Origin of the sequence: Vulgatibacter incomptus, assembly GCF_001263175.1 — a bacterium.
Taxonomy (GTDB): Bacteria; Myxococcota; Myxococcia; order Myxococcales; family Vulgatibacteraceae; genus Vulgatibacter; species Vulgatibacter incomptus.
Genome location: NZ_CP012332.1, coordinates 418,008 through 443,051, shown reverse-complemented (window position 1 = coordinate 443,051; position 25,044 = coordinate 418,008). Strand labels below are relative to the sequence as shown.

The 25,044-nt window shown below is 68.9% G+C and carries 20 protein-coding genes, 1 tRNA gene and 1 other RNA gene; 16 read left to right on the top strand and 6 right to left on the bottom strand.

Annotated elements, in window-relative coordinates:
* The first annotated feature begins 111 nt into the window (after positions 1-111).
* Positions 112-1,569 carry a two-component regulator propeller domain-containing protein gene (locus AKJ08_RS01725; RefSeq protein ID WP_050724477.1) on the top strand — a complete coding sequence of 486 codons (1,458 nt, stop codon included), beginning with the start codon at positions 112-114 and terminating at the stop codon, positions 1,567-1,569.
* Positions 1,570-1,572: 3 nt separating this feature from the next.
* On the opposite strand, the gene AKJ08_RS01720 is transcribed toward AKJ08_RS01725, so the two are convergent.
* Positions 1,573-3,495 carry a hypothetical protein gene (locus AKJ08_RS01720; protein WP_050724476.1) on the bottom strand — a complete coding sequence of 641 codons (1,923 nt, stop codon included), beginning with the start codon at positions 3,493-3,495 and terminating at the stop codon, positions 1,573-1,575.
* A 220-nt stretch (positions 3,496-3,715) separates the two neighbouring features.
* Between AKJ08_RS01720 and AKJ08_RS01715 the strand changes: the two genes are divergently transcribed.
* From AKJ08_RS01715 to AKJ08_RS01660, 12 genes are all read left to right on the top strand, one after another.
* Positions 3,716-4,147 (top strand): DUF2203 domain-containing protein, encoded by a 432-nt coding sequence (locus AKJ08_RS01715; protein WP_050724475.1) that lies wholly within the window; start codon positions 3,716-3,718, stop codon positions 4,145-4,147.
* 558 nt (positions 4,148-4,705) lie between these two features.
* The gene (locus AKJ08_RS01710; RefSeq protein WP_050724474.1) at positions 4,706-6,769 is read left to right on the top strand and encodes an Rne/Rng family ribonuclease; all 2,064 of its coding nucleotides are present in this window, start codon (positions 4,706-4,708) and stop codon (positions 6,767-6,769) included.
* Position 6,770: 1 nt separating this feature from the next.
* On the top strand, positions 6,771-8,039 hold the full coding sequence (locus AKJ08_RS18995) for a YhjD/YihY/BrkB family envelope integrity protein (protein WP_050724473.1): 1,269 nt from the start codon (positions 6,771-6,773) through the stop codon (positions 8,037-8,039).
* 116 nt (positions 8,040-8,155) lie between these two features.
* Positions 8,156-8,506, top strand: coding sequence for an HU family DNA-binding protein (locus AKJ08_RS01700; protein ID WP_050724472.1), 351 nt, complete (start codon positions 8,156-8,158; stop codon positions 8,504-8,506).
* A 50-nt stretch (positions 8,507-8,556) separates the two neighbouring features.
* Positions 8,557-9,465, top strand: coding sequence for a hypothetical protein (locus AKJ08_RS01695; RefSeq protein WP_050724471.1), 909 nt, complete (start codon positions 8,557-8,559; stop codon positions 9,463-9,465).
* A 207-nt stretch (positions 9,466-9,672) separates the two neighbouring features.
* Positions 9,673-9,870, top strand: a complete 198-nt coding sequence (gene rpsU / locus AKJ08_RS01690) for a 30S ribosomal protein S21 (RefSeq protein ID WP_050724470.1) — start codon at positions 9,673-9,675, stop codon at positions 9,868-9,870.
* Positions 9,871-10,018: 148 nt separating this feature from the next.
* A complete protein-coding gene (locus AKJ08_RS01685) occupies positions 10,019-10,471 on the top strand; it encodes a GatB/YqeY domain-containing protein (protein ID WP_050724469.1) in 453 nt (150 codons plus the stop codon).
* A 25-nt stretch (positions 10,472-10,496) separates the two neighbouring features.
* Positions 10,497-12,356 carry a DNA primase gene (dnaG, locus tag AKJ08_RS01680; RefSeq protein WP_050724468.1) on the top strand — a complete coding sequence of 620 codons (1,860 nt, stop codon included), beginning with the start codon at positions 10,497-10,499 and terminating at the stop codon, positions 12,354-12,356.
* Between the two features lie 156 nt (positions 12,357-12,512).
* Positions 12,513-15,191: an RNA polymerase sigma factor RpoD gene (gene rpoD / locus AKJ08_RS01675; protein ID WP_338062175.1), complete on the top strand. Its 2,679-nt coding sequence runs from the start codon at positions 12,513-12,515 to the stop codon at positions 15,189-15,191.
* A gap of 63 nt (positions 15,192-15,254) precedes the next feature.
* Positions 15,255-15,329: transfer RNA gene (locus tag AKJ08_RS01670), tRNA-Ile, on the top strand.
* Between the two features lie 44 nt (positions 15,330-15,373).
* Positions 15,374-16,099 carry a zinc ribbon domain-containing protein gene (locus AKJ08_RS01665; protein WP_050724467.1) on the top strand — a complete coding sequence of 242 codons (726 nt, stop codon included), beginning with the start codon at positions 15,374-15,376 and terminating at the stop codon, positions 16,097-16,099.
* A 157-nt stretch (positions 16,100-16,256) separates the two neighbouring features.
* Positions 16,257-16,949, top strand: a complete 693-nt coding sequence (locus tag AKJ08_RS01660; RefSeq protein WP_050724466.1) for a ribonuclease HI family protein — start codon at positions 16,257-16,259, stop codon at positions 16,947-16,949.
* A 13-nt stretch (positions 16,950-16,962) separates the two neighbouring features.
* Here the strand turns inward: AKJ08_RS01660 and AKJ08_RS01655 are convergent, their stop codons facing one another.
* Positions 16,963-18,198 carry an MFS transporter gene (locus tag AKJ08_RS01655; protein WP_050724465.1) on the bottom strand — a complete coding sequence of 412 codons (1,236 nt, stop codon included), beginning with the start codon at positions 18,196-18,198 and terminating at the stop codon, positions 16,963-16,965.
* Positions 18,199-18,313: 115 nt separating this feature from the next.
* Here AKJ08_RS01655 and AKJ08_RS01650 point away from each other — a divergent pair, with 115 nt between their 5' ends.
* Together AKJ08_RS01650 and AKJ08_RS01645 are read left to right on the top strand one after the other, a co-directional pair.
* On the top strand, positions 18,314-19,108 hold the full coding sequence (locus AKJ08_RS01650; RefSeq protein WP_050724464.1) for an AraC family transcriptional regulator: 795 nt from the start codon (positions 18,314-18,316) through the stop codon (positions 19,106-19,108).
* A gap of 716 nt (positions 19,109-19,824) precedes the next feature.
* Positions 19,825-20,505 (top strand): hypothetical protein, encoded by a 681-nt coding sequence (locus AKJ08_RS01645; RefSeq protein ID WP_050724463.1) that lies wholly within the window; start codon positions 19,825-19,827, stop codon positions 20,503-20,505.
* A gap of 79 nt (positions 20,506-20,584) precedes the next feature.
* Here the strand turns inward: AKJ08_RS01645 and AKJ08_RS01640 are convergent, their stop codons facing one another.
* From AKJ08_RS01640 to lspA, 3 genes are all read right to left on the bottom strand, one after another.
* Positions 20,585-21,379, bottom strand: a complete 795-nt coding sequence (locus AKJ08_RS01640) for a hypothetical protein (RefSeq protein WP_050724462.1) — start codon at positions 21,377-21,379, stop codon at positions 20,585-20,587.
* Between the two features lie 348 nt (positions 21,380-21,727).
* Positions 21,728-22,118: RNase P RNA component class A (rnpB, locus tag AKJ08_RS18210), an RNA gene on the bottom strand.
* 69 nt (positions 22,119-22,187) lie between these two features.
* Positions 22,188-22,709: a signal peptidase II gene (gene lspA / locus AKJ08_RS01635; protein WP_050724461.1), complete on the bottom strand. Its 522-nt coding sequence runs from the start codon at positions 22,707-22,709 to the stop codon at positions 22,188-22,190.
* 236 nt (positions 22,710-22,945) lie between these two features.
* On the opposite strand from lspA, the gene ftsY reads away from it, so the two are divergent.
* Positions 22,946-24,526 carry a signal recognition particle-docking protein FtsY gene (gene ftsY, locus AKJ08_RS01630; RefSeq protein WP_050724460.1) on the top strand — a complete coding sequence of 527 codons (1,581 nt, stop codon included), beginning with the start codon at positions 22,946-22,948 and terminating at the stop codon, positions 24,524-24,526.
* 127 nt (positions 24,527-24,653) lie between these two features.
* On the opposite strand, the gene AKJ08_RS20065 is transcribed toward ftsY, so the two are convergent.
* Positions 24,654-25,004: a hypothetical protein gene (locus AKJ08_RS20065; RefSeq protein ID WP_050724459.1), complete on the bottom strand. Its 351-nt coding sequence runs from the start codon at positions 25,002-25,004 to the stop codon at positions 24,654-24,656.
* Positions 25,005-25,044 lie beyond the last annotated feature (40 nt).

Here is a 25,044-nt window from a genome sequence, read left to right as displayed (position 1 = left end):
GGCGAGCGTGGGTTCGGCGCCCACGCGCCTCTCCCCCCGAGCCTCCGACGAGCGGTCCGTCCAGCCGAATCGACGCCCCGGGAGCGCGTGGGCGAGCATGGAGCAGACGCCATGAGGGAAGGTGGAGCGAGCCCGATTGCCTTCGTTCGGGTCGGCGTGGCGCTGACGACTGCGCTGGCGCTTACAGCGTGCCACCACGATCCGACGAACGACCCTCCGCTGCAGAGCGCCGGCTCGGGCGGAACCGCGGGAGCGCCCGGCGGCACGGGCGGCAACGGCGGCGGCGCTGGCGGAAACATCGGCGGCGGTACGGGCGGCAGCATCGGCGGCGGCACCGGCGGCAGCGTCGGAGGCGGCACCGGGGGCAGCATCGGAGGCGGCACGGGCGGCGTCGCGGGAACGTCTGGCGGCCAGGGCGGGAGCGGCGGACCCGGCGCCGGAGGTGTCGGCGGAGGGGTCGGTCCCGGCGGGACAGGTGGCCCGCCGCCCGACCCGGACGTCCGCAACCACCTCCACTTCTGGGCAGCAGCGAACGGGGCCCCCGGGCCCGTGTGGGGCGTCGCCGCCGATCAGGCGGGAAATATCTGGGCCGCGAACGGCGCGGCGCTCCTCCTCCTCCGGTCGGGCGGATCGGCCTGGGAGTCCTTCACCGCTGCCGACGGCCTCACTCCCTATCCCCCGATCTCGGTGGCAGGCGGCCGCGCCAACGAGGTCTACGTCGGCTACCGGGGCCTCTTCCCCAGCAGCGATCCCCTCAACGATCCCCCCGAGATCGCAAGCAGCGGCGGCGTCGACCGGATCGTCGTGAACGGCCGCCGCGTCGACCGCACCCACTTCGACATCTTCACGCCCCCGGCAGCGGAGTACCCGAACGGCCGCCACCTGCTGCGGACCTGCTACCGGATCCTCCCCGTCCTCACCGGCGAATACGCGGGCGACGTCTGGTTCGGCTGCAACCACGGCGTCGCCATGTGGAGCCAGGCCTTCGGGATCGTGCAGGAGCACCAGCATGCGGCGACCGACAAAGGCGGCAGCCTATGGGTCGGCGACTTCCGCGGCCTCGCCATCGCCCCCGACGGCAACGTCTGGATCGGCGGCGACGCGCGCAGCGGCCTGATCCACTACGCCGACGAGGGCTGGCATCTCGGGCAGTTCTGGGCCACTCTCGACCCCATCGTCGACATCTGGCCCGACGGCATCGCGCTCGACCCCGGCGGCGACGACTTCGTGATGGACCTGATCACCGACGGCGGAACCGGCCTCTGGGCGGCGAGCTTCGGCAACGGCGTCGCCCACAGGGCGGGCGACGGGACCTGGAGCTACCTCACCACCGCCCAGGGCCTCCCCGACAACCGCGTCTACGGCCTCGCGCTGGATCCGGACGGCAGCATCTGGATGGCCACCGACGCCGCCCTCGCGCGCTGGCGAGGCGGTCACTTCGCCAGTGTGATCGACGGCCTCAATGGCCTGCCCGGCGCGATCCTCAGCGTCACGATCGACCGGTCCCACTCGCCGAGGCGCGTGATCATCGGCACCAGCTCGGGCGTCGGGGTCTACGACGGACCCTGAACTCTAGCGGGCGCTGACCCCGATCTCGACCGGACCCATCCCGGTGGGCGTGTCGACCAGGATCAGGTAGCGCCCGGCCGGGACGTCCTTGGCGACCAGCGTCGTCCGGACGAAGTCGAACTCCTTCCAGGCGTCCTCGCAGGCGACGACGGCCTCGGCGTCCTCGCCGCAGCCCGGGAGGAGGAAGACGACGGTGTTGTCCTCCCAGGTTCCGGGCAGGTCGGTGGTGATCGTCAGCTCCGAAGCCGGCGCGTCGAGCACCAGCCGCGCGGCGGCTTCCGGCGCGCCCAGGGCGCTCTGCCCATAGAAGCTGCACTCGACGGGCGGATCCCAATGGCTCGCGCCGGCCGAGCTGAGGATCGCCCGTCCACCCGGGCGGATCTCGGGAGCCGCCTCGCACTTCGCGACCCGCGCCGACTCGATCTCCATGCAGCGGCCCTCGCCGCTCGGGCTCGGCCCACAGAGCAGCCCCTCCGCACACGCGATCTCGAAGAGGCCGAGATCGCAGGCTTCGCCCAGCTCGGCGATCGGGCGCGGCTCGATCTCGAGGTCCACGAGCTCGCTCCGGTTCCCGCCGGAGTCGACGAGCGCGACCTGCGCCTTCACCACGTTGGGATAGCTGGAGAAGAAGCCCCGCCAGACCGCGACGGAGTGAAAATCCCGCGAGCCAGAGGGGCTCGCCTCGAAGTTGCCCGTCCCCTCGGTGGCCCCACGCCGGAAGGCCGGAACCGGCGTGCCGTTCTCATTCAGGAAGCGGCCGAAGTACTGCGTGGCGTCCCCGTTCTCGTCGCGCCCGTCGAGGACGAGGATCAGGCTGCCCGCCACCGTGCGCAGCGCGCGGCCCGATACGATCTCGGGCGGGACGTTCGTCTCGCAGGTGGGGTTCGCCGAGATAGGCGGGCAGACCAGACCGGTCTCGCACACGGGCTTCCAGCCCTTGAGATCGCAGGCCTCGCCCTCCGAGACGACGGTCGGCGCGTTCAGCTCCACCGAGAGGGTGTTGCTTCTCGCCCTGCCGGTGTCGACCACCTCGAGCTCCACCGACCTGGCCGCCTTCGGGAGGTTGACGCTCCCCGCGAAGATCGCCGAGAACGCCGGGCTGCCGGGCTCCGAAGTCGGTGAAATGTTCGTATACAACTCGTAAAGACCCGAGAGGGCCACCGGGTTCCCGTCCGCGTCCTTCAGGCGGAAGTAGAGGCCGGCCACATGGCCCTCGGGATCCGTGCCGTCGACCTGGAACCGGTACTGTCCGCTCCCGCGCATCAAGGCCTCCGCCGAGTCGAGCCGGGGCGGGACGTTGGCCCTGCATCGCCCCTCCGACGGGCGGCAGAACAGGCCGGGTTCGCAGACCCCGTTCACGCCGTCCTTCCCGCAGGCCTCGCCCTCGGCGAGGATGGGCGTGAACGCGAGACGAAGCTCGTACGTCGGATCCGCCCGCTTCTCCTTCGCGCCCACGATCAGGAAGAGCGCCTCGCCCTTTGCCAGCTCGATCGGATCCGAGGCCAGCTCCTCCGGCAGGCAGAGGATCTCGCTCTCCGCGTCTTCACAGGCCCGGCGGGCGGAGACGACGAAGCCGCGCTCCGCGGCCAGGGTGAGCGAGAGCGTCCCGCGGCGCAGCGAGGTGAAGCGGTAGACCTGGGCCGGGCCCTCCTGGCCGCAGCCTCCGTCGTGGTCCGCGATCGCGTTCTCCACCGAGCCCGCGACCGCCCCGACTCCGACCTCGGCCACCGCGGCATCGATCGCACGGGGGTTCTCGCAGGTGCCCGGCGGCCCGTGGTCGACCACGTCGGTCCCTCCCGAACCGCCGGTACCGCCAGACCCTCCAGAGCCGCCCGGATTCTCGACTTCCTGAACGCGATCCTGGCTGCAGCCCCACGCCGAGAGCAACAGGGCGAGCACCATCATCCGCCGCGTCGACGTCCCCATTTCCGATCCCTTCCTGCAGCGAAAGCGGGACTTCCGCACGCACCGTCGCGCGCAAGCGAGAGGGCACCTCCGACGGGAGACGCCGTTCCGCTTGGGCACGCCAAATCGATTTCGAGCCCGGCAGTGTCCCCAACCCTCCGCGGAAGGTCAATGTCGGAAGCCCCGCTCGAGCGTGTGAAGGCCTTGACCTGCTCTGGTCCTGCGTTATCGAAGGTAGGTGATGCGCTACTTCTCGATCGAGGAAGCGAACCGGATGGTGCCCTTCCTCCAGCAGACCTTCGAGCGGATCCGGTTCCGCTCCATGGAGCTCGCCCGCGCGGGCATGCTCCTGTCCCAGCAGGGAGATCGCTCCCTGCCCGGGACCCCGATCCCCGAAGACCTCGCGGACGGGCATCGGCGGCTGAGGCTCCGCCGCGATCACCTCCTGTCGAAGATTCAGGAGGCCATCGACAACCTCACCGAGGTCGGAGTGGTCGTGAAGCGGGGCGACGGCCTCGTCGACTTCCCCTCCCGCCGGGGCGACAGGCAGGTGATGCTCTGCTGGTCCTTTGGCGAGCCGGCCGTCGATCATTGGCACGAGCTCGACGATGACTTCGAGGGCCGACAGGCCATCCTGCGCCCTGCCTCGTTCCAGCGCGCCTACGTGAACTGAGCGCGGCTTCCGGAGGGTAGAGAGCTCCCTTGCTGCCCTGGCTGGCGGGCGTCCCCGGAAAGGCGGGGTGTGCCCAAAGTTTCGGTTGCCCCGGCCCCGCTCCTGGGGCAGATTCGACTCCGAGTATGCCCGAGGCCAAAGTGGGCCGGCGTTCGACGCCGACCCGTCTCCCGGGCGACACGGCCTGAGGTCTTGGCCGAGCAGTCTTCGATTTCGCCGCGGGGAGCGGCCTGAACGGCCCTTCCTCCAGGCAGAGAGGCTTTTTCGTGGGGGGCGGGGCGCCCCCTGCTCATCTTTCCCGCGGCCCTCGGGCCGCAAAACCTCCGGACGCTGCCGGAGGTCGCACGGGAGCCCAGGCCGACGGGATCCGCGTCACCCCTCGATGGGGGCGCCCCTTCGGCCGTGACGACTTCGAGGGTTGCGTAACGCCCCTACCCCGACGCCCGTCTCCCACTCGTCGTCGCCCGATTGCGGCGGAGAAGCGAGTGTCCCCGGCCCCGTGGAGCCTTCGATGGCGCCCTTGGCGCGCCGCTTGGCGGCGTGCGCAAAGGCACTCCAATGTCTTCCTCCCTGGTGATCAACGCCACGGGCTCCGAATCCAGAGTCGCACTCGTCGAAAACGGACAGATCTCCGAGTTCTACCTCGAGCGCAACGCAGACAAGGGGATCGTGGGCAACATCTACAAGGGCCGCGTGGTCCGGGTGCTCCCCGGCATGCAGGCGGCCTTCGTGGACATCGGCCTGGACAAGGCCGCGTTCCTCTACGTCTCCGACGTCTACTACGACCCCGACTTCTCCGAGCGCCAGTTCGAGCTCACCGAGGGCGAGCACCCTGAGTCCGAGGGCGTCCCCGACGAGTACGCCGCGGCGATGCTCGCCCGGGGCGAGGAGGAAGGTGAGGAAGAGGGAGACGGAGAGGCCAAGGAGGCCACCGCCGCCGAAGGCAAGAAGGAGGAGGCCCGCAAGGCGAAGGCCGCTCCCCACAAGGAGAAGAAGGAGAAGCCCCACAAGGAGGTGAACATCCAGGACCTCCTCAAGGAGGGCCAGGAGGTCATCGTCCAGGTCGCCAAGGATCCCATCGGGACCAAGGGCGCCCGGATCACCTCGCACATCTCCATCCCCGGCCGGCACCTCGTGTTCATGCCCACGGTGGACCACGTGGGGATCTCGCGGCGGATCGAGAACGAGAAGGAGCGCCGCCGCCTCCGGGAGACGGTCGACGCCCTTCGCCCGCCCGGGACCGGCTTCATCGTCCGCACGGTCGCCGACGGCGTCCCCGCGGAGAAGCTCCAGGCCGACGCGCGCTTCCTGATCCACATCTGGACCGAGATCGGCCGGAAGAAGGACAAGACCGGCGCCCCCGCCCTGCTCCATCCGGACCTCGACATCGTCCTCCGCGCCACGCGCGATCTCTTCTCCGCCGACGTGGAGAAGCTCGTGATCGACGATCGCGCCGAGTACGAGCGGATCATGCGCTTCGTCCAGGCGACGGATCCGGCCCTCGCCTCCCACGTGGAGCACTACCAGGAGAGCGAGCCGATCTTCGACGCCTATGGCATCGAGCACGAGCTCCAGCGGGCCCAGCAGCGCAAGGTCTGGCTGAAGAGCGGCGGCTACCTGATCATCGACCAGGCGGAGGCGCTCACCGCCATCGACGTCAACTCCGGCCGCTACGTGGGGAAGCAGTCCCTCGAGGAGACGATCACCAAGATCAACATCGAGGCGGCGAAGGAGGTCGTCTACCAGCTCCGCCTGCGGAACATCGGTGGAATCATCATCATCGACTTCATCGACATGGATAAGAGCCAGAACCGGGACAAGGTCTTCAAGGCCTTGCAGGAGGCTCTCGGCCGCGACAAGGCGAAGACGAACGTCCTCAAGATCTCCGAGCTCGGCCTCGTGGAGATGACGCGCAAGCGAGTGCGCGAGTCCATCGGCCGGATGCTGACCGAGCCCTGCCCGTACTGCGAGGGGCGCGGCGCGGTGAAGAGCCGCATCACGGTCGCCCACGAGATCTTCCGCGAGCTGCGCCGCGAGGTGTCGGCGTTCCGCGAGCCGACGATCGCGATCAACTGCCACCCCGAGGTGGCGCGTACGATCCAGGGCGAAGAGCGGGACACCCTGCGCTTCATGATGGACAAGTACAACAAGACCATCCAGGTGAAGGCGCAGCAGCACTACCACCTCGAGCAGTTCGACCTCTACGGCCGGCAGGAGAAGAAGGAGGCCAAGGCTGCGCAGCAGCAGGCCCAGCCGCGCCGCGAGGAGAAGAAGGAAGAGAAGCGCGAGGAGAAGAAGGAAGAGAAGCGCGGCGAGCGCCGTGAGGGCCGCGGCGGTGAGCGCCAGGCCCGGGGCGGCGGGCAGCGCGGCGAAGGCCGCGGCGGCGAAGGCCGCGGCGGCGAAGGCCGCGGCGGCGAAGGCCGCGGCGGTGAAGGCCGCGGTGGTGAGCGCCGCGCCGCGGAAGGTCGAGCCGGCGAAGCTCGCGATGCCGAGGACCGTGCGAGTGAGCCGCGGGCCGCCGAGGTCCGCGCAGAGCCTCCTTCGGCCGATGAGCCCAAGGCGGCAACCGCTGCGTCGAGCCGTGTTCCCGAGCCCGTCGAGAGCGGCTCCGGCGAGGCCTAGGATGCAGGAGGGAGCGCGCCCCGAGGAGACCACGGCCGTCGAGGTACCCGCCAAGCGCGGGTCGCTCACGACCTGGCTCGGCAGCGATGCCACCCGCCGCAAGCTCCGCTGGCTGCGGGGCTTCGGCGCCGAGCGGATCCTCCTCCGCGCGGCCGCGCTCACCTACCTCTCGATCGTCTCGCTCGTGCCGCTTCTGGCCGTCGGCCTCTTCGGCCTGGCGGCCCTCGGGCTCTTCGACCTGCGCCGACAGGTGCGGGCCTTCGTGTTCGAGAACCTCGCGGTGGGCGTCCGCGAGGAGGTCGTGGAGCACCTCGATCAGCTCGTGCGCAACGCGGGCAAGGGGATGATGACGGGAGGGATCGGCGTCTTCCTCCTCACCCTCTCGGCGATCCTCCTGCTCCGCAACATCGAGAAGGCCTTCGACGACCTCTGGGGCCTGGGCCGCATGCGCCCCATCGCGAAGCAGATCGCGCTCTATCTGGGCCTGCTCGTCGCCGGTCCGATCGTCCTCGGCCTCTCCCTCGCCGCGACCGCCGCGATCAAGGGCTGGGCGACCTACTTCGGCGAAGGCCCTCTGCGGCACCTCTTCCCGCTGATCCCCTTGGCGCTGTCCGCGGGCGGCTTCGTCCTCCTCTACAAGATCGCGCCGGCAGCCAAGGTGAAGAGGCGCGCCGCCCTCGTAGGCGGGCTGCTCGCCGCCTCCGTCTGGGAGCTCGCCAAGTACGGCTACGCCACCTACGTCGTCCACGCGATCCGGTCGGACGCGGTCTACGGCCCCCTCGCCGCCCTGCCGATCTTCCTGCTCTGGATCTACGTCTCCTGGCTGATCGTCCTCTTCGGCGCGCGGATCGCCTTCGCCTTCCAGCACCCCGAGCTCCTGCGGCTCGAATCGGACCCCAGGGCCGCGGCGCGCGCCCAGGAGCTCTGCGCGATCCGCACGGCCCTGGCATGCGCCGAGGGCGAGTTCAACGGCAGCCTCGAGAGGCTCGCGCTCCGCATCGACTTCGCGGACGGGATGGTCCGCGACGTCGTCCGGGACCTCCAGCGTGCAGGCCTGCTCGTGCACGCAGACCGCGCCTGGCGCCTGAGCCGCCCCCCGGCCTCGATCAAGGTCGGCGAGCTCGTACAGGCGGTGCGCGGCACGATCGAAGGCCGCTCCGACCCGCTGGGCGCCCGTCTCGCCGAGGTCCTGCGAACGGCGGACACGGCGTCCATCGACTCCCTCTCCATGGACCTCGAGACCCTGCGGGCCTCCGCGACCTTCTCGTGATCGATGCCTTCGTTCGTCCCCTTGCGAGCGGGTAACGTTCTGATAAGGTTGAGCAACTTCCCAGCCGTCGCCTTCGAATCCGGCGTCCTGTGCGGCCCGGGCAGAAGAGGTCCCGCATGTTGAAGTCCGACCTGATCGGCATCCTCGTCCAGAAGAAGGGGATCACCCAGAAGCAGGCCGAAGCGACGGTCGAGACGATCTTCGACTCCATGACGGAGGCCCTCGTCCGCGGCGAGAACATCGAGATCCGTGGCCTGGGCGCCTTCCACGTGAAGCACTACGAGGGCTACCAGGGCCGGAATCCCAAGACCGGCGAGGTGATCCCGGTGAAGCCGAAGCGGGGCATCCTCTTCCGGACCGGCAAAGAGCTGCGCGATCGGGTCAACCGGACCGCCGGCCAGCCGCTCCCGCCCGACCTCGATCGGGACGACGACGACGACGACGACGATCTGGACGGCGACGAGTAGCTCCCGACGGCCGCTCTCTCGTACCGCCGAGACGGAGCGGAGAGGACCTCATGCGCACGGGAGTCCTGATCGCCTCGCTCGCCCTCGCGTGCGTCGCCCTCGAAGCCGGATGCAAGTCGCGGACGCCGGAGCCCGCGAGCGCACCCGAGCCGGAGGCCCGCCCTTCGCTGCCGCCGCCGAAGCCCGCGCAGCAGGAAAAGGGCGACGCGCCGCTCCCGGCGCCGGACGAGCTCCCGTCCTTCCTCGTCCGTGATCCCGCCAAGCCCGTGCTCGCAGCGGACGCGACCGGCTTCTCAGGACGACCCGAGGAGTACGGCCGGATCGACGCAGCGGTGACCGAGGAGGGGCACGCCCGGCCCGACGCCGTGCGGCCCGAGCCCTCCCTCTCGGACCTCATGGCGAAGGTCCGGGTCATTCTCCCGGGCGAGGAGGAGGAGGGATCGTTCGCCTCCGTGGTCGACGGCGACGATGGGCAGCCCGCCGCCGCCCTGCCTCGTCCCCGTGAGCCGGCAGCGCCCTCGCGGAACGAAAGCGAAGCCGAGCTCCCCGACGACGAAGCGCTCGACCCCGACATCGAGGCCGCCCCGGCTCCCGACGACGCCTGCGCCCCGCTGCGGGATGCCCTGGTCCGCCGGCAGGAATACCTGCGCAGAGTCGCCGCGGAGAGGGACACCTTTGGCTACGTGGAGAACGCCGAGGACGCCTCCGCCCTTCGCCTGCTCCAGGGGCTGCGGCGCTGCGCCGACCACCCCGATGACGAGGACTGCCGGCAGAAGCCGATCGAGGTCGACGTCCGCGACCTCGAGCCGCCACGGCATCAGTACGAGCGGTGGCCGTCCGAGCTCGAGGCAGAGAAGAAGGCGCCGGACGAGGTCCCCCACGACCCCCAGATCCTCGAGCTCCTCCACGAGCTGCGCCAGTGCGAGAGGAAGCTCTCCGCGCAACCGCTGCTCGAGTGATCTCCAAGTTTTCCTAAGCGCGTCCCTTTCGGGTCGTTCGCGAAGATCCAGCGCTTGACAGGACGTTCGGTTTCCTTATTGTCGCCGGTTTCCGGCCGGCGATCCCCTGGCGGCTTCGCCGGCGGCAGATTAACAACCGATTCAGAGTGCCAGGCGCATCCGGGTACCGGGCGCATGGCCGAATGGCACGAGGGGAGGTGTAACTGGATGCCGGGCGTACGTGTCAAGGAAGGCGAAAGCTTCGAGAACGCGATGAAGCGCTTCAAGAAGCAGTGCGAGAAGGCGGGAATCCTCTCCGAGATCCGCAAGCGTGAGCACTACGAGAAGCCTTCCGTGAAGAAGAAGAAGAAGGCGATCGCCGCCAAGAAGCGGGCTCTCAAGAAGCTCCGCAAGACGGGGATCTGATCCCCGCGCGGCTCCCCGTGGACTTCTTCCTGGGAGAGCCGCCCCTCGCTCCTCGCCCGATCGCTCGGGCGAAGAGCCGCCCCCGCGCCCGTTGGCCCGACGGCCATCGGGCGCGTGGCCGTTTATCCACCTGTCGAGGTAGCCGAAAATGGCGCTGCGCGAAACGCTCGATGCCGACATGAAGACCGCGATGCGCGAGAAGGACCAGGTCCGTCTCGGCACGATCCGGATGGTCAAGTCGGCGATGAAGTACAAGGAGACCGAGCCAGGCGCCGCCGGCCCCCTCGACGACACCGGGATCCTCGCCGTGATCGGCTCGGAGCTGAAGAAGCGCCGGGACGCGGTGGCCGAGTACGAGAAGGCGAACCGCGCCGACCTCGCCGACAAGGAGAAGGCCGAGATCGAGGTCCTCCAGTCGTACCTCCCCGCGCAGCTCTCGGAGGCTGAGCTCTCGAAGCTGGTCGACGAGGCGATCGCCGAGGCGGGCGCCGCCGGCCCCAAGGACATGGGCAAGGTGATGAAGGTCCTGACGCCGCGGATCCAGGGCCGCGCCGACGGGAAGGTCGTGGCCGACCTGGTGAAGCAGAAGCTGGCAGTTTGACCTCCGCCGGGGTGACAAGAGCTCCTTGCTGATCGGAAAGGACAAGATCCGCGAGATCGTGGAGCGGACGGATATCGTCCAGCTCATCGGTCGACACGTCCAGCTGAAGCGGGCCGGGCGGAGCTTCAAGGGACTCTGCCCGTTTCACGGGGAGAGAACGCCCTCGTTTTACGTTACGCCCGAACGCCACAGCTACAAGTGCTTCGGCTGCCAGAAGGGAGGCGATCCGATTCGCTTCCTCATGGAGTACGAAGGCAAGGACTTCATGGCGGCCGTTCGCGAGCTCGCGCAGGACGCCGGCGTGGAGATCGTCTTCGATCCCGAGGAGGATCGGAGGCTCGCCGAGCGCCGCGAGATGCTGCGCGCCTGCCAGGTCGCCGCGCGCTTCTTCGAGGAGACGCTCTGGAGCCCGCGCGGGACGCCCGGTCGCAATCACCTCTCCGGTCGCGGCGTGTCCGAGGGCACCGCCCGCGCCGCCGGCCTCGGCTACGCGCCGGCGGCCTTCCACGAGCTGCGCGATCGGCTGCAGCGCGAGAACGTCTCCCTCGAGCGAGCGGTGGCGGCGGGGCTCCTCGCCCTGCGCGACCGCGCCGACGCCAATGACGCCGGCCGCGCGTACGACGTCTTCCGCGGGAGACTGATGGTCCCCATCCGCGATCCCGAGGGGCGCGTGATCGCCTTCGGCGGACGCGTCGTGGAGGGCGAGGACGACCGCAAGTACATCAACAGCCGGGAGACGCCGCTCTACGTGAAGAGCCGGGTGCTCTACGGCCTGGACGGCGCCCGCGACTCGATCCGCCGCAGCCACGAGGCGGTCCTCGTCGAAGGCTACTTCGACGCGATCGCCCTCTGGGAGGCCGGGATCCCGAACGCGGTGGCGCTCTGCTCCACCGCCCTGACCCCGGAGCACCTCGGCCTGCTGAAGCGCCTCGAGGTCTCCGAGCTGAAGCTCCTCCTGGACGGCGACGACGCCGGGCGGAAGGCCGCGTTCCGCCTCGCCGGCCCGATCCTCGCCTCCGGCATGTCGGCGCGGGTCCTGGAGCTCCCCGAGGGCGACGATCCGGACACCTTCCTGAACCGCCACGGCAAGCGCGGCTACGAAGATCGCCTCGCGAAGGCCCCTCCCCTCTCGGCGTTCGTGATCGACGGCGCCCTGGCTGGCGGCAGCGAAGGGTACGAGGACAAGCTCCGGGCGCTCGGCGCGCTGCGGCCCGTGGTGGCCGCGCTCCCTGAGGACGCCTCCCGATCGCTCTTCCTCTCGGAGATCGCCGGGCGCCTCAAGATTGCACCCTCGGATGTCGCCGGCTTCTTCCGGCGCGACAAGCCGTCGGCCGAGATGGCAGCGCCTGTTCAGGCGCCCGTCGCGCCGCCATCGGCTCCGATGCCCAGGGGGCCTTCCGCCCTCCGCGGAGGCCTGCCCGCCGGACGCCGCGAGCTCGAGCTCGTCGCCAGCCTGCTTGCCTTTCCCGCCCTCGTCCCGGAGTTCGCGCGGGCCGTCGCGGCAGGTCTCAGCGACGGCTCGCTGCGGGAGGTCGTGGGGCTCCTCGTCACAGGGGAGCTCAGTGGAGAAGAGGTCTTTCCCCGCCTGGACAAGCTCCTCGCCGAGGCGCTGCGAACCCGGGCACGGGAGGCGCTTCGAGCGCCCGATAAGGATTGGCGCAAGGAGTTGGAGGACGGTCTGATCCATCTGGAGCTCGAGCGGCTCCAGGAGGAGCGGCGGGCCGGGATCGCGGAGCGCGAGCGCCTCGAGGCGGGAGCCCAGCATGCCCGGGACCCCGCCGAGCAGGCGGAGCTCGCAGCGGCCGTCGAGGAATGCAGCAGGCAGATCGGATTGATTCGCGTGGAGATGGAACGGCTCCGGGAGAAGTTGAGGAGTCAGCCATAGGCAGCGGAGCCGGATCGTCCTCGCCGTGTGGCGGACGAATCCGGGACCGGGGCAGCGGGAAGGTCCGGCGACGCGATGCCGTTCCCTTCCGCGACGATTGACGAGGCGCTCGCCGCTCGGGCGGCAGGGTCGGGTCGAGGTCGATAGGAGACACTCATGGCGCAGAAGCCGAACGAGAAGGCGGCAGGAAAGAGCCCGGTCACGGGTGCGCAGAGGAAGGCCGGCGAGAAGGCCGCGCCGGGATCCGCCGCGAAGAGCGCCGCCGGCAAGGCGTCGGGCAAGCCCTCGCCGAAGATCGTCGCCGCGAAGGCCGGAGCACGGCCCCTCGCCAAGGTCGCCACGGGGAAGGCGCCGGCGGGGGCCGGAACGAAGAAGCGGGCCGACGAGGCCGCGAAGAAGCCTGCGGCCAAGGCCGCGGGGCAGGCAGACGGCCTCGCGAAGGCTGCAAGGAAGTTCGTGAAGAAGGATTCGGAAACGTCCGTGAGCAAGGCAACGATGAAGCCGTCCGAAAGCAAGACCGCGCCCAAGAAGGCAGCGGAGAAGACCGCCGCAGGCGCCGCGAAGGCCAAGGCCGAGCCGAAGACCAAGGTCGAGGCGAAGACCAAGGCCGAGCCGAAGGCGGAGACCGAGGCGAAGACCAAGGCCGTGGCGAAGGCCAAGGCCGAGCCGAAGACCAAGGTCGACGCGAAGGCCAAGACCGAGTCCAAGGCGAAGAGCGAGCCAAAGGCCGACGCGAAGAAGGCCAAGGCCGACAAGGACGAGGCCAAGCCCGCCAAGGCGGCCGGCAAGGCCGAGCCCGCGAAGGCCAGGTTCGCCGACGACGACGACGCGCCGTCGAAGAAGCCGATGACCTCCGCCCAGCGTGCGCGCCTCCCCTTCCCCGGCGAGGATCCGGAGGAGGAGGAGGAGCTCGTCCTCTCCCTCGACGACGAGGAGGACGACGGCGAGGGACGCCCCGGCGAGCGCAAGGAGATCAAGGCCCTCATCGAGATGGGCCGCGAGAAGGGCTTCCTCACCTACGAGGAGGTCAGCGACTCCCTCCCCGCCGACATGGTCTCCTCCGACCAGATCGACGACGTGATGTCGATGTTCGGCGAGCACGAGATCCCGGTGGTCGACGCCGCCAAGGTCGGCTCGATGGGCGGGATGGGCTCGGCGGGTGAGCCGAAGCCGACGCTGGCGGAGCCCGAGGGCGACAAGGAGAAGGAGAAGGAGGAGGAGGAGGACGAAGACGCCGCCTTCACCAAGTCCAACGACCCGGTGCGCATGTACCTGCGCAAGATGGGCTCGGTCTCCCTGCTCACCCGTGAGGGCGAGGTCGAGATCGCCAAGCGGATCGAGGAGGGCGAGAAGGCGATCCTGCGCGCCGTCCTCAGCTCCCCGATGGCGATCGCCACGATCGTGGAGCTCGGCGACAAGCTCGCGCGCGGCAAGATCCGCGTCCGCGACGTCGTGAAGGACGCCCCGGAGCAGCAGAGCGAGCAGGAGAGCGAGTCCGAATCCGAGACCGAGGTCGAGGGCGACGAGGAGACTCCCGCCGTCGCCCGCTCCGGCGCCGAGGCGGCGAAGACCGCGCAGGTCATCAAGAACATCGAGCGGATCGAGAAGCTCGACCTCGAGTGCCGGAAGATCGACGAGCAGCTCGAGAGGAGCAAGCCCTCCGACGCCAAGGCCCGCGCGCTCCGCAACGAGCTCGCCGTCCTCCAGGACGAGATGGCCGAGGTCCTCGAGGAGCTCAAGCTCAACAAGAAGCAGATCGACCGCGTGGTCGACGACTTCAAGCGCATCATCAAGACCGTCGACGAGGCGGAGCTCGAGCTCCGCGAGGTCGAGCAGCGCGTGGGCATGGCCGCCTCCGAGCTCCTCGAGCTCGCCAAGTCGATGCGCGAGACCAAGGGTCCGAGCCGGGCGGCCAAGAAGCTCGGCCTCACCGAGGACGAGGTGGAGGAGCTCGAGCGGCAGGTGAAGAGCGCCAACCGCCGGATCCGCAACGCGCTCACCGAGGCCCGCCTCGAGGAGAAGCTCGAGCGCAAGACGGGCGGCGTGGAGCGCTGCGTCGCCGAGCTGCGCCAGACGTTCGAAGAGCTGGTGCTCGGCGAGCGGCGGGCCGACCGGGCCAAGCAGGAGCTGATCGAGGCCAACCTGCGCCTCGTGGTCTCCATCGCGAAGAAGTACACGAACCGCGGCCTGCAGTTCCTCGACCTGATCCAGGAGGGCAACATCGGCCTGATGAAGGCCGTGGACAAGTTCGAGTACAAGCGCGGCTACAAGTTCTCGACCTACGCCACCTGGTGGATCCGGCAGGCGATCACCCGTGCGATCGCCGACCAGGCGCGGACCATCCGCATCCCGGTCCACATGATCGAGACCATCAACAAGCTGATCCGCACCAGCCGCTACCTGGTCCAGGAGATCGGCCGCGAGCCGACGCCGGAGGAGATCGCCGAGAAGATGGAGCTGCCCTTGGACAAGGTCCGCAAGGTCCTGAAGATCGCCAAGGAGCCCATCTCCCTCGAGACTCCGATCGGCGAGGAAGAGGACAGCCACCTCGGCGATTTCATCGAGGACAAGGCGATCGTCAGCCCCGCCGACGCGGTCATCAACATGAACCTGGCGGAGCAGACGCGAAAGGTGCTCGCGACGTTGACTCCTCGTGAAGAAAAGGTCCTCCGGATGCGCTTCGGCATCGGCGAGAAGAGCGACCATACGCTCGAGGAGGTGGGTCAGGACTTCGAGGTGACCCGAGAGCGAATCCGCCAGATCGAGGCGAAGGCGCTCCGGAAACTGCGGCACCCCAGCCGCTCGAAGCGCCTCAAGAGCTTCGTCGACACCTGATTCGATTTCTCTGCGCCGCGTCGGTGACAACTGACGCGGCGCAGGCGTATAAGGGCCCGGATCGGGCCTATAGCTCAGCGGTAGAGCCGTCGACTCATAATCGAAAAGACGCAGGTTCGAATCCTGCTGGGCCCACCATGGTTGCAAGAAGAGACGATACGAAAGGAAGGAAGGAGTAGAAGTTGCGTGACACGCTGAAGGCACTGGAAGAGTTGCAGAAGGTCGACCTGCAGATCGCTGAGCTGGTGAAGGGCGGCTCGGAGAATCCCAGGCGCCTGGCCGAGCTCGAGTCGCAGCTCGGGGCCGGTCGGGCCGCGGTCGAGACCGACCGGGAGAAGCTCGCCGACCTCGAGAAGCAGAAGAAGTCGGTCGAGGACCTCCTCGCATCGGACAAGGACAAGGTGAAGAAGTGGGAGGCGCGGCTGACCGAGCAGCGCTCGCCCCGCGAGTACACCGCCCTCGCCCGCGAGATCGACATCGCCAAGAAGCAGAACACCACCGCGTCCGACGAGATCGTCGAGCTGGCGAAGCAGGCCGAGACGGCCCGCGACGCGCTCGAGACCCGGGAGAGCGACTTCTCTGAGTCCCAGACGGGCCTCGTCGACGAGATGAAGAGCCTCCGCGCGGCGATGGAGGTGCAGGACGCCGCTCGCAAGGTGCTCGACGAGAAGCGAGCCGAGGCGGCCAAGGCGGTCCCAGCGCAGACGCTCAAGCGCTACGAGCAGATCGTCAAGCGGCGCTCCAGCGTCATCGTCCCGGTCGTCAGCGGCGCTTGCAACGGCTGCCACATGAACCTTCCGCCGCAGCTCAACAACCAGCTCCGGACCAACGCCCGCATCGACGTCTGCCCCTCGTGCAGCCGGATGATCTACTCGCCCGAGGCGTTCGAGAAGGCCGAAGAGAACTGACGGCGTTTGGTGTCTCCCGATTCGGGAGCGCCGCCGGCGGTTCGCTCGCGCGGCCTCGCAGCCCGCTTCCGGAATCCGGGCGGTACGCTGCGAGGCGGCTCCAGTCCGCGACGTGTTTTGCCTGCCCGCGCAGGCGCGCGCGTGGCAGATTGCGCGCATGAGCCACAAGCCGTCGCCCGCCGAAGTGCTGCGCTTCATCGCCGCCGAAGAGCCTCTCGAGAAGACCCTCTCCCGCTTTCCGGCGGTGAGCCGACGGGATCTCGAGACCCTGATCGGCGCCCTCGCGCAGGCGGCAGCCGTCCGCGAGGCCGCGGTCCGCGCCGAGGCCCGGCAGGAGCCTGGCGCCGCCGCCATCGAGCCTTCCGTTGCGAAGACCCGCCAGGCCGCGGCAAAGGCGGCGACCGCCAAGCCCCCTCCCCCGCCCGCAGCGCCTCGCGGCGGCGCGGTTCGCGCCCTTCGCGTCTACTCCGACGGCGCCGCCCGCGGAAATCCTGGTCCCGCCGGCGCAGGCGCCGTGCTCATGACCCTCGACGGCGAGATCGTCGAGAGGCTGGGCCGCTACCTCGGCCGCAACACCAACAACGTCGCCGAGTACATGGGCCTGATCATCGGCCTCGAGCGCGCCCGCGAGCTCGGCGCCGAGGAGGTCCACGTCTTTGCCGACAGCGAGCTCATGATCCGCCAGCTCGGCGGGCAGTACCAGGTCCGCGCCGCCAACCTGAAGCCCCTCTTCGACCAGGCCACCTCGCTTCTGCGCGGCTTCCGTCTGACCAAGCTCAACCACGTCCGCCGAGAGCTCAACGCCGAGGCAGACGAGATGTCCAACCGCGCCATCGACGAGCGGATGTGACGTTGTCGCGCGCTCAGGCCGCGGCCCGCCGCCGCCGGTCCAGGTTCGGCAGGAACATCGCGACCGCCCCCAGTAGCGGGAGATACGCGCAGAGGTGGTAGACGAAGTCCATGCCGTGGCTGTCGGCGACCCGGCCCAGCACGGCTGCGCCGATCCCGCCCATCCCGAAGGCGCCGCCGAAGAAGAGCCCGGAGATCAGCCCCACCCTCCCCGGCACCAGCTCCTGGGCATAGACCAGAATCGCCGAGAACGCCGACGAGAGGATGAGCCCGATCACCACGCTGAGCACACCGGTCCAGGCCAGGCCCACGTGCGGTAGCAGGAGCGTGAACGGCGCGACCCCGAGGATCGAGAACCAGATCACGTACTTCCGGCCGATCCGGTCGCCGATCGGGCCGCCCAGGAAGGAGCCCGCCGCCACCGACGCCAGGAAGACGAAGAGGTGCGCCTGGGCGCTCTGCACCGAGAGCCCGAACTTCTCGATCAAGTAGAAGGTGTAATAGCTGCTCAGGCTCGCCATGTAGAAATACTTCGAGAAGATCAGCACACACAGGATCGCGATCGAGGCGACCACCTGCTTCCGCGACAGCCCCGGATCCACATCGAAGCGGGCCGCCGCCTTCCGATCCGCCCGGTGGCGCTGCCCGTACCAGCGGCTCACCCGGAGCAGCACCGCCATCGCGAGGAGCGCCGCCAGCGAGAACCAGGCCGTGTGCCCACGCCCGTTCGGCACGATCACCCACGCCGCAAGCAGCGGCCCCATCGCCGCCCCGACGTTGCCCCCCACCTGGAAGAGCGACTGCGCCAGGCCGAGCTTCCCGCCCGAGGCCATCCGGGCCACCCGCGACGACTCGGGATGGAAGACCGACGACCCCGTCCCCACCAGCCCGGCCGCGAGCAGCAGGATCGGGAAGGTGGGCGCCACCGAGAGCAGCAGGAGCCCGCTGAGGGTGAACGCCATCCCGACCGGCAACGAGTACGGCATCGGCCGCCGGTCCGTCACCATCCCCACCATCGGCTGCAGCAGCGAGGCCGTGCACTGGTACGTCAGTGTGATCAGGCCCACCTGCGCGAAGCTGAGGTCGAACCCCTCCTTCAGCATCGGGTAGATCGCCAGGATCAGCGACTGGATGAGGTCATTGAGCAGGTGCGAGAAGCTGATCGCACCGAGGACGGGGAAGACGGTGCCCTCTCCTGCTGCGGCGGGCTGGGCGACGGGCAGGGAGGCGGATCGGACGCGGGTCTGCATCGAAGGACTCGTAGAAATTCCGTGGCTTGCACGGGCGAGGACACCCCCTTATACGGTCGGCCCTCACGGCCCGCATCTGACCGCGGGTCAATCTTCATCGAATCCGGGCCAACGTTTGCGCAACGCTCACATCGGCACCTACGAGGACACGCCACGCGACGTCGTAGCCACCGGCAACGACTATCCACCCCACCACGTGCTCCCCGGCCACGCGCACCAGCGCGGGCAGCTCCTATACGCATCCACCGGAGTCCTCACCGTGATCACGGCGGAAGGCAGCTGGGTGGTGCCGCCGCAGCGCGCCCTCTGGATCCCCGCCGGAGTGATTCATGAGGTCCACATGGCGGGTCCGGTATCGACCCGCAGCGCGTACGTTGCCCGAGCGGCCGCCGGTGCCGCGGGTCTACCTGCGCACTGCCAGGTGATCGGCGTTTCGCCGCTGCTGCATGCGCTGCTCCTCGAGGCGGTCGACCTGCCCGCGTTCTACGCGCTCGATGGCCGCGACGGCCGGGTCATGGCCCTTCTCCTCGACGAGATCGGCCGCATGCCCACCCTGTCGCTCAGCGCCCCTCTCCCACGCGACCCCCGGCTCGCACGACTGTGCCGCACCCTCCTCGACGCGCCGTCGCTGGAGGTCGGCATCGACACCATGGCGGCGCGCGCCGGCATGAGCCGCCGCAGCTTCACCCGGCTCTTCCGCGAACAAACCGGGATGAGCTTCAGCGCGTGGCGCCAACAGGCCTGCCTGTTCACCGCGCTGACCCGGCTGGGAAGCGGCGCCACGATTACCGAGGTGGCGCTCGATCTCGGCTACGGCAGCCCGAGCGCCTTCACCGCAGTGTTCAGCCGCCTCCTTGGCGCGCCGCCGAGCCGCTACCTGAAATCGTCCACGTTCGACGGCGAGCGCTGACCCCGACGCCCGCCGTCCACCCGAAGGTTCATCGGCTCAGCCGCGCTTTCGCCGGGAGGGGCGCGAGGCTGAGCCGAGATCGCTATCGGCTCGGCGCCGGACGATTGGTCCGCTAGACGAGCTCGTTGATGAAGACGATCCGCGGGTCGAAGCTCGTGCAGTAGCGAGCCGGCAGTACCCGATGTCTACCCATTCCTTCGCACCAAATCGCCCCATTTAAATTCAGACAAGAACCTTCTCCTCACCATTGCTTAATCGGAAGCCACGGCGTGCCATCTGGATTTATTACCCCGGCACGTGGGCATGAGGGACTTGCGCACGTGGATCGGGATGCCCAGCTGGGTTATGTGGGCCGTCAATTCGCACGCCGGTCGGCTTCCCGGCTGAGTCTCGAGCTTGGATAAATCGCCCATCTGGCGAACCAGTAATGCGCCCCCGGTGGCGCGGACACGACCTTGCCCCTTGGATCCACATAGAAAGACCGTGCTCATGAGGCCTCAGGCCGCGCGCAGCTGACCTCTAGCTGGTTCCTGCGCACCCCTGGCCGCAGAAAGGCCTGCGCCGGTTCTTTTCTCGGCAACCGCTGGCCCGGGACCCTCCGCCTTGCGCCGCACTGGTCTCCTCTCGCGCCCCTTCCTCCGGAAACCTCCGCCAGGCTCCCCCTTGCTTCGGTGGAGCGCCGGAATAGAATCGCCCGAATACCCACAGGAGAATCCATGCGCCGGCTCGCCGCTGCTTTCGCCCTTTTCGTCTTCGCGTCATGTGGCGACGGCGCCACCGACTCCAGCTGCGACTACCCCACCACCCAGGGCCTCACGATGCCCTGCTGCGAGTCGAGGGGCGTGGACGCCTGCGGCGCCGGCTTGTTCTGCGCCGCCTTCGACGGGAGGCGCCAGGCGACCTGCTATTCGGAGCGCTCCCGCTCCGACGGAGCCTCCTGTACCGCCGACCTCCACTGCATGAGCGGCTCTTGCGATCCGTCCGCCGAGCGCTGCCGCGCGCTACCGGGCACGAAATGCGAGGCCGCCTTGGGCTGCGCTCCCGACACCACCGGCCATCGCTACGTATGCCTGGACGCCACCTGCGTTCCCGTCGGGAACGGCGGGTACGACCAGCCTTGCGTCGATGCGACCGACTGCGCGAGCGACGTCTGCGAGAACAATCACTGCGTGGGCGATTGCCGGATCGGCAACGGACGCGGTCCCTGTACGACCGATCGATCGAGCGTGGCGTGCAACAACTGCATTACATCCGCAATCGGATCCACCACTTGCTGGAATCCCTGCAATAACCTGATCAATGAATGCGCGTCTTGCAGAGATAAAATTTGCGAATGTGAATGCGAGGTAAACATCTGCGTCGCCGCCGCCTGCCCCGGATTCGCTGCCTGCTTCTGAGCGCCGACTCTTGCCCCGGGGGGGCATCGGCTCAGCCGCGCGCTCGCCAGTCAAGTTCGAGGGGCCGAGCCGTTCCGGCCTATCGAGCCGACCCCGAGGTACCGGTCCGGTAGACGAAGTCGCTGATGGAGACGCGGTAGGTCCTGGTCCGCGGGTCGAAGCTCGTGCAGTAGCGGGTCGGGTAGTACCCACTCTCGGCCCAGGCCTGCGGCTGCTTGATCGGGAGGCACGCGTTTGGCGTCCGCGCAAGGGAGTCGAGCGTGATCATCGGCTCGTAGAACGTGACCTTTCCGTCGAATGACCCGTAGATGAAGGTCCGCGTGAAGAGGCCTCCGGGAGCGAACTCCGGCGAGGTGAAATCGATCAAGTGGTTTCCCATCTGCGGCTCGAACGCGCCGACATTGACGTAGTCCCGCGGCACGAACTGCGCGGGCACATCCGTCACGCCACGCTCGAAGTCATTCGGGCCGATGCGCATCACCTCAGCCAGATCCTGCATGTAGAAATGGAAGTCGAAGTGCGGCAGCTGGTACATCTCCGGCGGGTGCCCGGACGGGTTCCAGTCGAGCATCATGTATTGGAGCCTCATGTTCCACGCCTGGTTCGGGAAGTAGAGGACCCACATCCGCTCCTGCGACGGCAAGTTCCTGAGCGCCGATTCGGGGATCTCGATTCCGAGCTCGACCGGGACCTTGTGGTTGCCGATCGCCGCCTTGTCCTTGATCAGCACGACGTAGGTCCGGACCTTGGCGCCGCCGACGGTTGCGGAGTCGCCATAATGGATCTCCGGATCGTCGCGATCGGCAAATGCCGGCTGGGACCAGGCACAACAAAGAGCGAGCGCAGCGACTGAACTGCAGACGTGCTTGAGCATGAGTTGGGACCTCGTGGGTTCGATCTCGACCGTGCGTCGAGACGACGACTCGGCTTTTGCGTTGCGGCGGAGGAGATGGCGCAGATCCCTCGGGACACCTGATCAGGATGGTGCACCGATCCCACTCAGCGGCCCGAGAGAGCGCGAAGGTAGGGAATCACCCCACCGCTCACAATCCGATCTGGACGCAGCGGCGCGCCTCGTTCAGGGCGACGACGTATGCGAGAGCACAAATCGGCGGCCGACGGTCGGGGAGCGACTTCGGTGCGGCAGAGCGCGCGCGAGGCCCCGGGCGCGGCCCGGTGGCCGCTGCAGGGGCAAGCCCGCAGGGTCGTGAGAGGAGAAAAGTGCCGAAGTCGCCCTGTAAGCCGGGTTCTGGATCCCGCCTTGCGGCGGTAGACGGACATTCGTCTAGGCCTGCCGTTGCCGACAGGCTCGAGCGGGCGTACCCGGAGGTCTCGGGACGGGCAGCCCCTGCCCTCCTCTCGGAGGGCGCCTCCCTATTCGCCCTTGCTTCAGGTGGGGTTTAGCCTGCCACCCCTGTCACCAGGGGTGCGGTGCGCTCTTACCGCACCTTTTCACCCTTACCGGCCCGGGAAGGACCGGCGGTATGTTTTCTGTGCCACTTTCCGTCGGGTTGCCCCGCCTGGCCGTTAGCCAGCACCTTGCCCTGCGAAGCCCGGACTTTGCCTCCCGTGGGCCGTTTCCTGCACCCACCGGCGTCCGCCCGGACGACTTCGGCGCCGCAGGCATAACACACGACGGGCGGCGAATGTTGCGATTCGACGACCGCGCAACGAGGAGCCGCTCAGGGCTCGCGGTGCAGCTCGGTGTCGGCGGCGGCAGGGATCGCGCCGGGCGACGCCGCGTGCGAGGCCTCGGGCGCTTCCTTGGTCTTCCGGGACGCCCAGAAGAGGAGCCCGACGCCGATGGTGATCGCGGTGTCGGCGACGTTGAAGACCGGCCAGCGCCACACGGAGATCATGTCGGTGACCTGGCCGTCGTGCAGGCGGTCGATGGCGTTGGCGATGCCGCCGGCGGCGAGGAGGCCCAGGGCTGCGGCGCCGGAGGGGCGCGTAGCGAGGGCGCGAAGGCTCCACACCACGACGCAGATCAGGACGAGGGCGCCGACGCCCAGGATCCAGTGGGGCATCCCCTCCATGATCGAGAACGCGACGCCGCGGTTGTAGGCGAGGCGGAGCCAGACCCAGCCGGGCACGATGGTGATCGGCCCCTCGGCCAGGTGCGCCTCGGAGAGCACCTTGGTGGCGTAGTCGAGGATCAGGGTGATCAGGAAGAGCGCGATCCCGAGCCCGGTGGTTCGCTTCAAGAAATGCCTCCGCTAGGGCGCAAACCGGTGACGGGCGCGCCGAGATTCCGCAGCCTGGTCGTCTGATACGGCATGCCGTACCGAAAAACAGGCTCCCTGCGCGGGCAGCTTCCCGACAAAAGCCCCTGGCATCAAGCACTTTCCGACGTTCGGAGCGGCCGGGTCGGGTATCCTCCGCGGCCTTGCTCGGGCGAGCGCCCGGCCGGACGCCTCTCCATTCAAGGAACCTCGCGAACATGCAGCTAGACGTGACCCAGCCTTCGACGGGCGAGATCATCGGATGGGCGATCCTGGTCGCCCTCGGGATCATCCTGCTGGTCGTCTCGTTCAAGATCCTGCGGGGAAGGCGCCGGAAGCTCAAGGAGCTCCGCCCCGCTCCCCCAAAGCCCCCGACGCTCGAGCAGCAGCTGAAGAAGGAGCGCTCGCGCCGGGAAGCCGCCGAGGAGAAGGCCGAAAAGGCCCACGCGAAGGAAGAGGCGGCAGAGGCGAAGGAGCAGGAGGCCCGCCGCAAGCTCGAGTACGACGAGCGCAAGCGCGCCGAGCGCGAGGAGCGCGCAAAGCGCCTCGCGGAGCTGACGCCCGAGGCCAGAAAGGCCCGCGAGGAGGAGCTCGCCAAGGCCGAGCGCGAAGCGGACCGGGCCGAAGCCGAGGCGGATGCGGAGCGCCGCAAGCGCAAGGCCGAGGAGGAGGAGCACAAGAAGGCCGAGTACCGCGAGCGCAAGGAGGCGGAGCGCCTCGAGAAGGAGCGCAAGGCCCGGGAGGCCGCGGAGGCCGAGGCCGCGCGCCTGCGCGCTCTGGAGGAGGAGCACGCCCGCCGCGAGGCGGAGCGCCTTCGCCAGGAGGAGGAGCGCCGCCAGAAAATCGCCGCGGAGTCGGGGAGGACGCTGATCGAGGGCCTCACCCGCACCCGCGAGGGCGGCTTCGTGGCGAAGCTGGCGGGCCTCTTCGGCGGAGGGGCCGCGGAGGTCTCCGAGGCGACGATCGGCGAGCTGGAGGAGATTCTCTTCACGGCGGACATCGGGGTGAAGACCTCGATGCGCCTGGTGGAGGGCGCGCAGGAGCGTCTCCGGAAGAAGGAGCTCGCGAACCCCGGCAAGCTGCGCGCGGCGATCCGAAAGGACGTGGCGGAGATCCTCGGCCAGGCCCATGCCGCAGACACCCGGCCCGTCCTGGACGGCCTCGGCCTGCCCATGGACGACACGAAGCCCTGGGTGATCATGGTCGTGGGCGTGAACGGCGCCGGGAAGACGACCACCATCGGCAAGCTGGCGGCCAAACTGGAGGCCCGCGGGAAGCGCGTGCTCCTCGCCGCCGGCGATACCTTCCGCGCCGCCGCCACGGAGCAGCTCGACGTGTGGGCGGAGCGCGCGCAGGTGCCGATCGTGAAGGGCGCGGAAGGCAGCGACCCGGGTTCGGTGATCTTCGACGCCGTTCAGCGCGGCGTGCGCGAGTCCTTCGACGTGGTGATCTGCGACACGGCGGGCCGGCTCCACACCAAGGCCTCGCTGATGGAAGAGCTCAAGAAGGTCCAGCGCGTGATCGGGAAGGCCCGCGCGGACGCGCCGGACGAGGTGCTCCTCGTGCTGGACGCGACCATGGGCCAGAACGCGATCCAGCAGGCCCGCCAGTTCCACGACGCCCTCGGCGTGACCGGGATCGTGCTCACGAAGCTCGACGGCACGGCGAAGGGCGGCGTGGTGATCGGGATCTGCGACGAGCTGAAGATCCCCGTCCGCCTGATCGGCATCGGGGAATCCCTGGCCGACCTCCGGCCCTTCGAGCCGGAGGAATACGTCTCGGCCCTCTTCGGATCGTGAGTTCGATTCGACCTACCGTTCTCCTCTTCAGACGAGGGCGGTAGACACAAGGGGAGCGGTTGCGCTGCGGATCTTTCCCAGCTCAATCCCTGACGGCAGGGGCCCCGACGGGTCCCCGCTCGGGCCCCTACCCCTTCACCGAGAGCAGCTCGCCCGTCCACGAATCGAACTCGAGGTGGACGTTTCGCTTCTTGCCCTCCTTGTGGCGCCGTCCCTGGTCGTCCTCGTGGCGCCGTCCCCGAGGGTCGTCGGAGGCGTGGAATTTCACCTTCCAGAGGTCGTGGCCCTTCACGAGGTTCGCGCCCACCAATCGGCAGTCGTAGGCCCTCTGGCGGCACCAGGACTGTCCCAGGGAGACCGCCTCGTTCCTCGTGAGCGGCTCGGGGCGCCGCGGCGGCCTGCCTCCGGCGACGCCCAACATGCAGGCGGGCAGGATCAGGGACGCGGCGAGCACCAGGGCAGCAGCAGAGCGGTTCATCTCGTTCCTTGGGAAACAGTCCAAAGGCCCTCTTCCCCCA

Coding starts and splice junctions, on each gene's coding strand:
- AKJ08_RS01660 (WP_050724466.1), top strand. CDS start 16,257: ATGAGCCACAAGCCGTCGCCCGCCGAAGTGCTGCGCTTCATCGCCGCC.
- AKJ08_RS01725 (WP_050724477.1), top strand. CDS start 112: ATGAGGGAAGGTGGAGCGAGCCCGATTGCCTTCGTTCGGGTCGGCGTG.
- AKJ08_RS01715 (WP_050724475.1), top strand. CDS start 3,716: ATGCGCTACTTCTCGATCGAGGAAGCGAACCGGATGGTGCCCTTCCTC.
- AKJ08_RS18995 (WP_050724473.1), top strand. CDS start 6,771: ATGCAGGAGGGAGCGCGCCCCGAGGAGACCACGGCCGTCGAGGTACCC.
- rpsU (WP_050724470.1), top strand. CDS start 9,673: ATGCCGGGCGTACGTGTCAAGGAAGGCGAAAGCTTCGAGAACGCGATG.
- AKJ08_RS01700 (WP_050724472.1), top strand. CDS start 8,156: ATGTTGAAGTCCGACCTGATCGGCATCCTCGTCCAGAAGAAGGGGATC.
- AKJ08_RS01720 (WP_050724476.1), bottom strand. CDS start 3,495: ATGGGGACGTCGACGCGGCGGATGATGGTGCTCGCCCTGTTGCTCTCG.
- AKJ08_RS20065 (WP_050724459.1), bottom strand. CDS start 25,004: ATGAACCGCTCTGCTGCTGCCCTGGTGCTCGCCGCGTCCCTGATCCTG.
- AKJ08_RS01655 (WP_050724465.1), bottom strand. CDS start 18,198: ATGCAGACCCGCGTCCGATCCGCCTCCCTGCCCGTCGCCCAGCCCGCC.
- AKJ08_RS01695 (WP_050724471.1), top strand. CDS start 8,557: ATGCGCACGGGAGTCCTGATCGCCTCGCTCGCCCTCGCGTGCGTCGCC.
- rpoD (WP_338062175.1), top strand. CDS start 12,513: ATGGCGCAGAAGCCGAACGAGAAGGCGGCAGGAAAGAGCCCGGTCACG.
- AKJ08_RS01640 (WP_050724462.1), bottom strand. CDS start 21,379: ATGCTCAAGCACGTCTGCAGTTCAGTCGCTGCGCTCGCTCTTTGTTGT.
- AKJ08_RS01710 (WP_050724474.1), top strand. CDS start 4,706: ATGTCTTCCTCCCTGGTGATCAACGCCACGGGCTCCGAATCCAGAGTC.
- AKJ08_RS01645 (WP_050724463.1), top strand. CDS start 19,825: ATGCGCCGGCTCGCCGCTGCTTTCGCCCTTTTCGTCTTCGCGTCATGT.
- ftsY (WP_050724460.1), top strand. CDS start 22,946: ATGCAGCTAGACGTGACCCAGCCTTCGACGGGCGAGATCATCGGATGG.
- AKJ08_RS01685 (WP_050724469.1), top strand. CDS start 10,019: ATGGCGCTGCGCGAAACGCTCGATGCCGACATGAAGACCGCGATGCGC.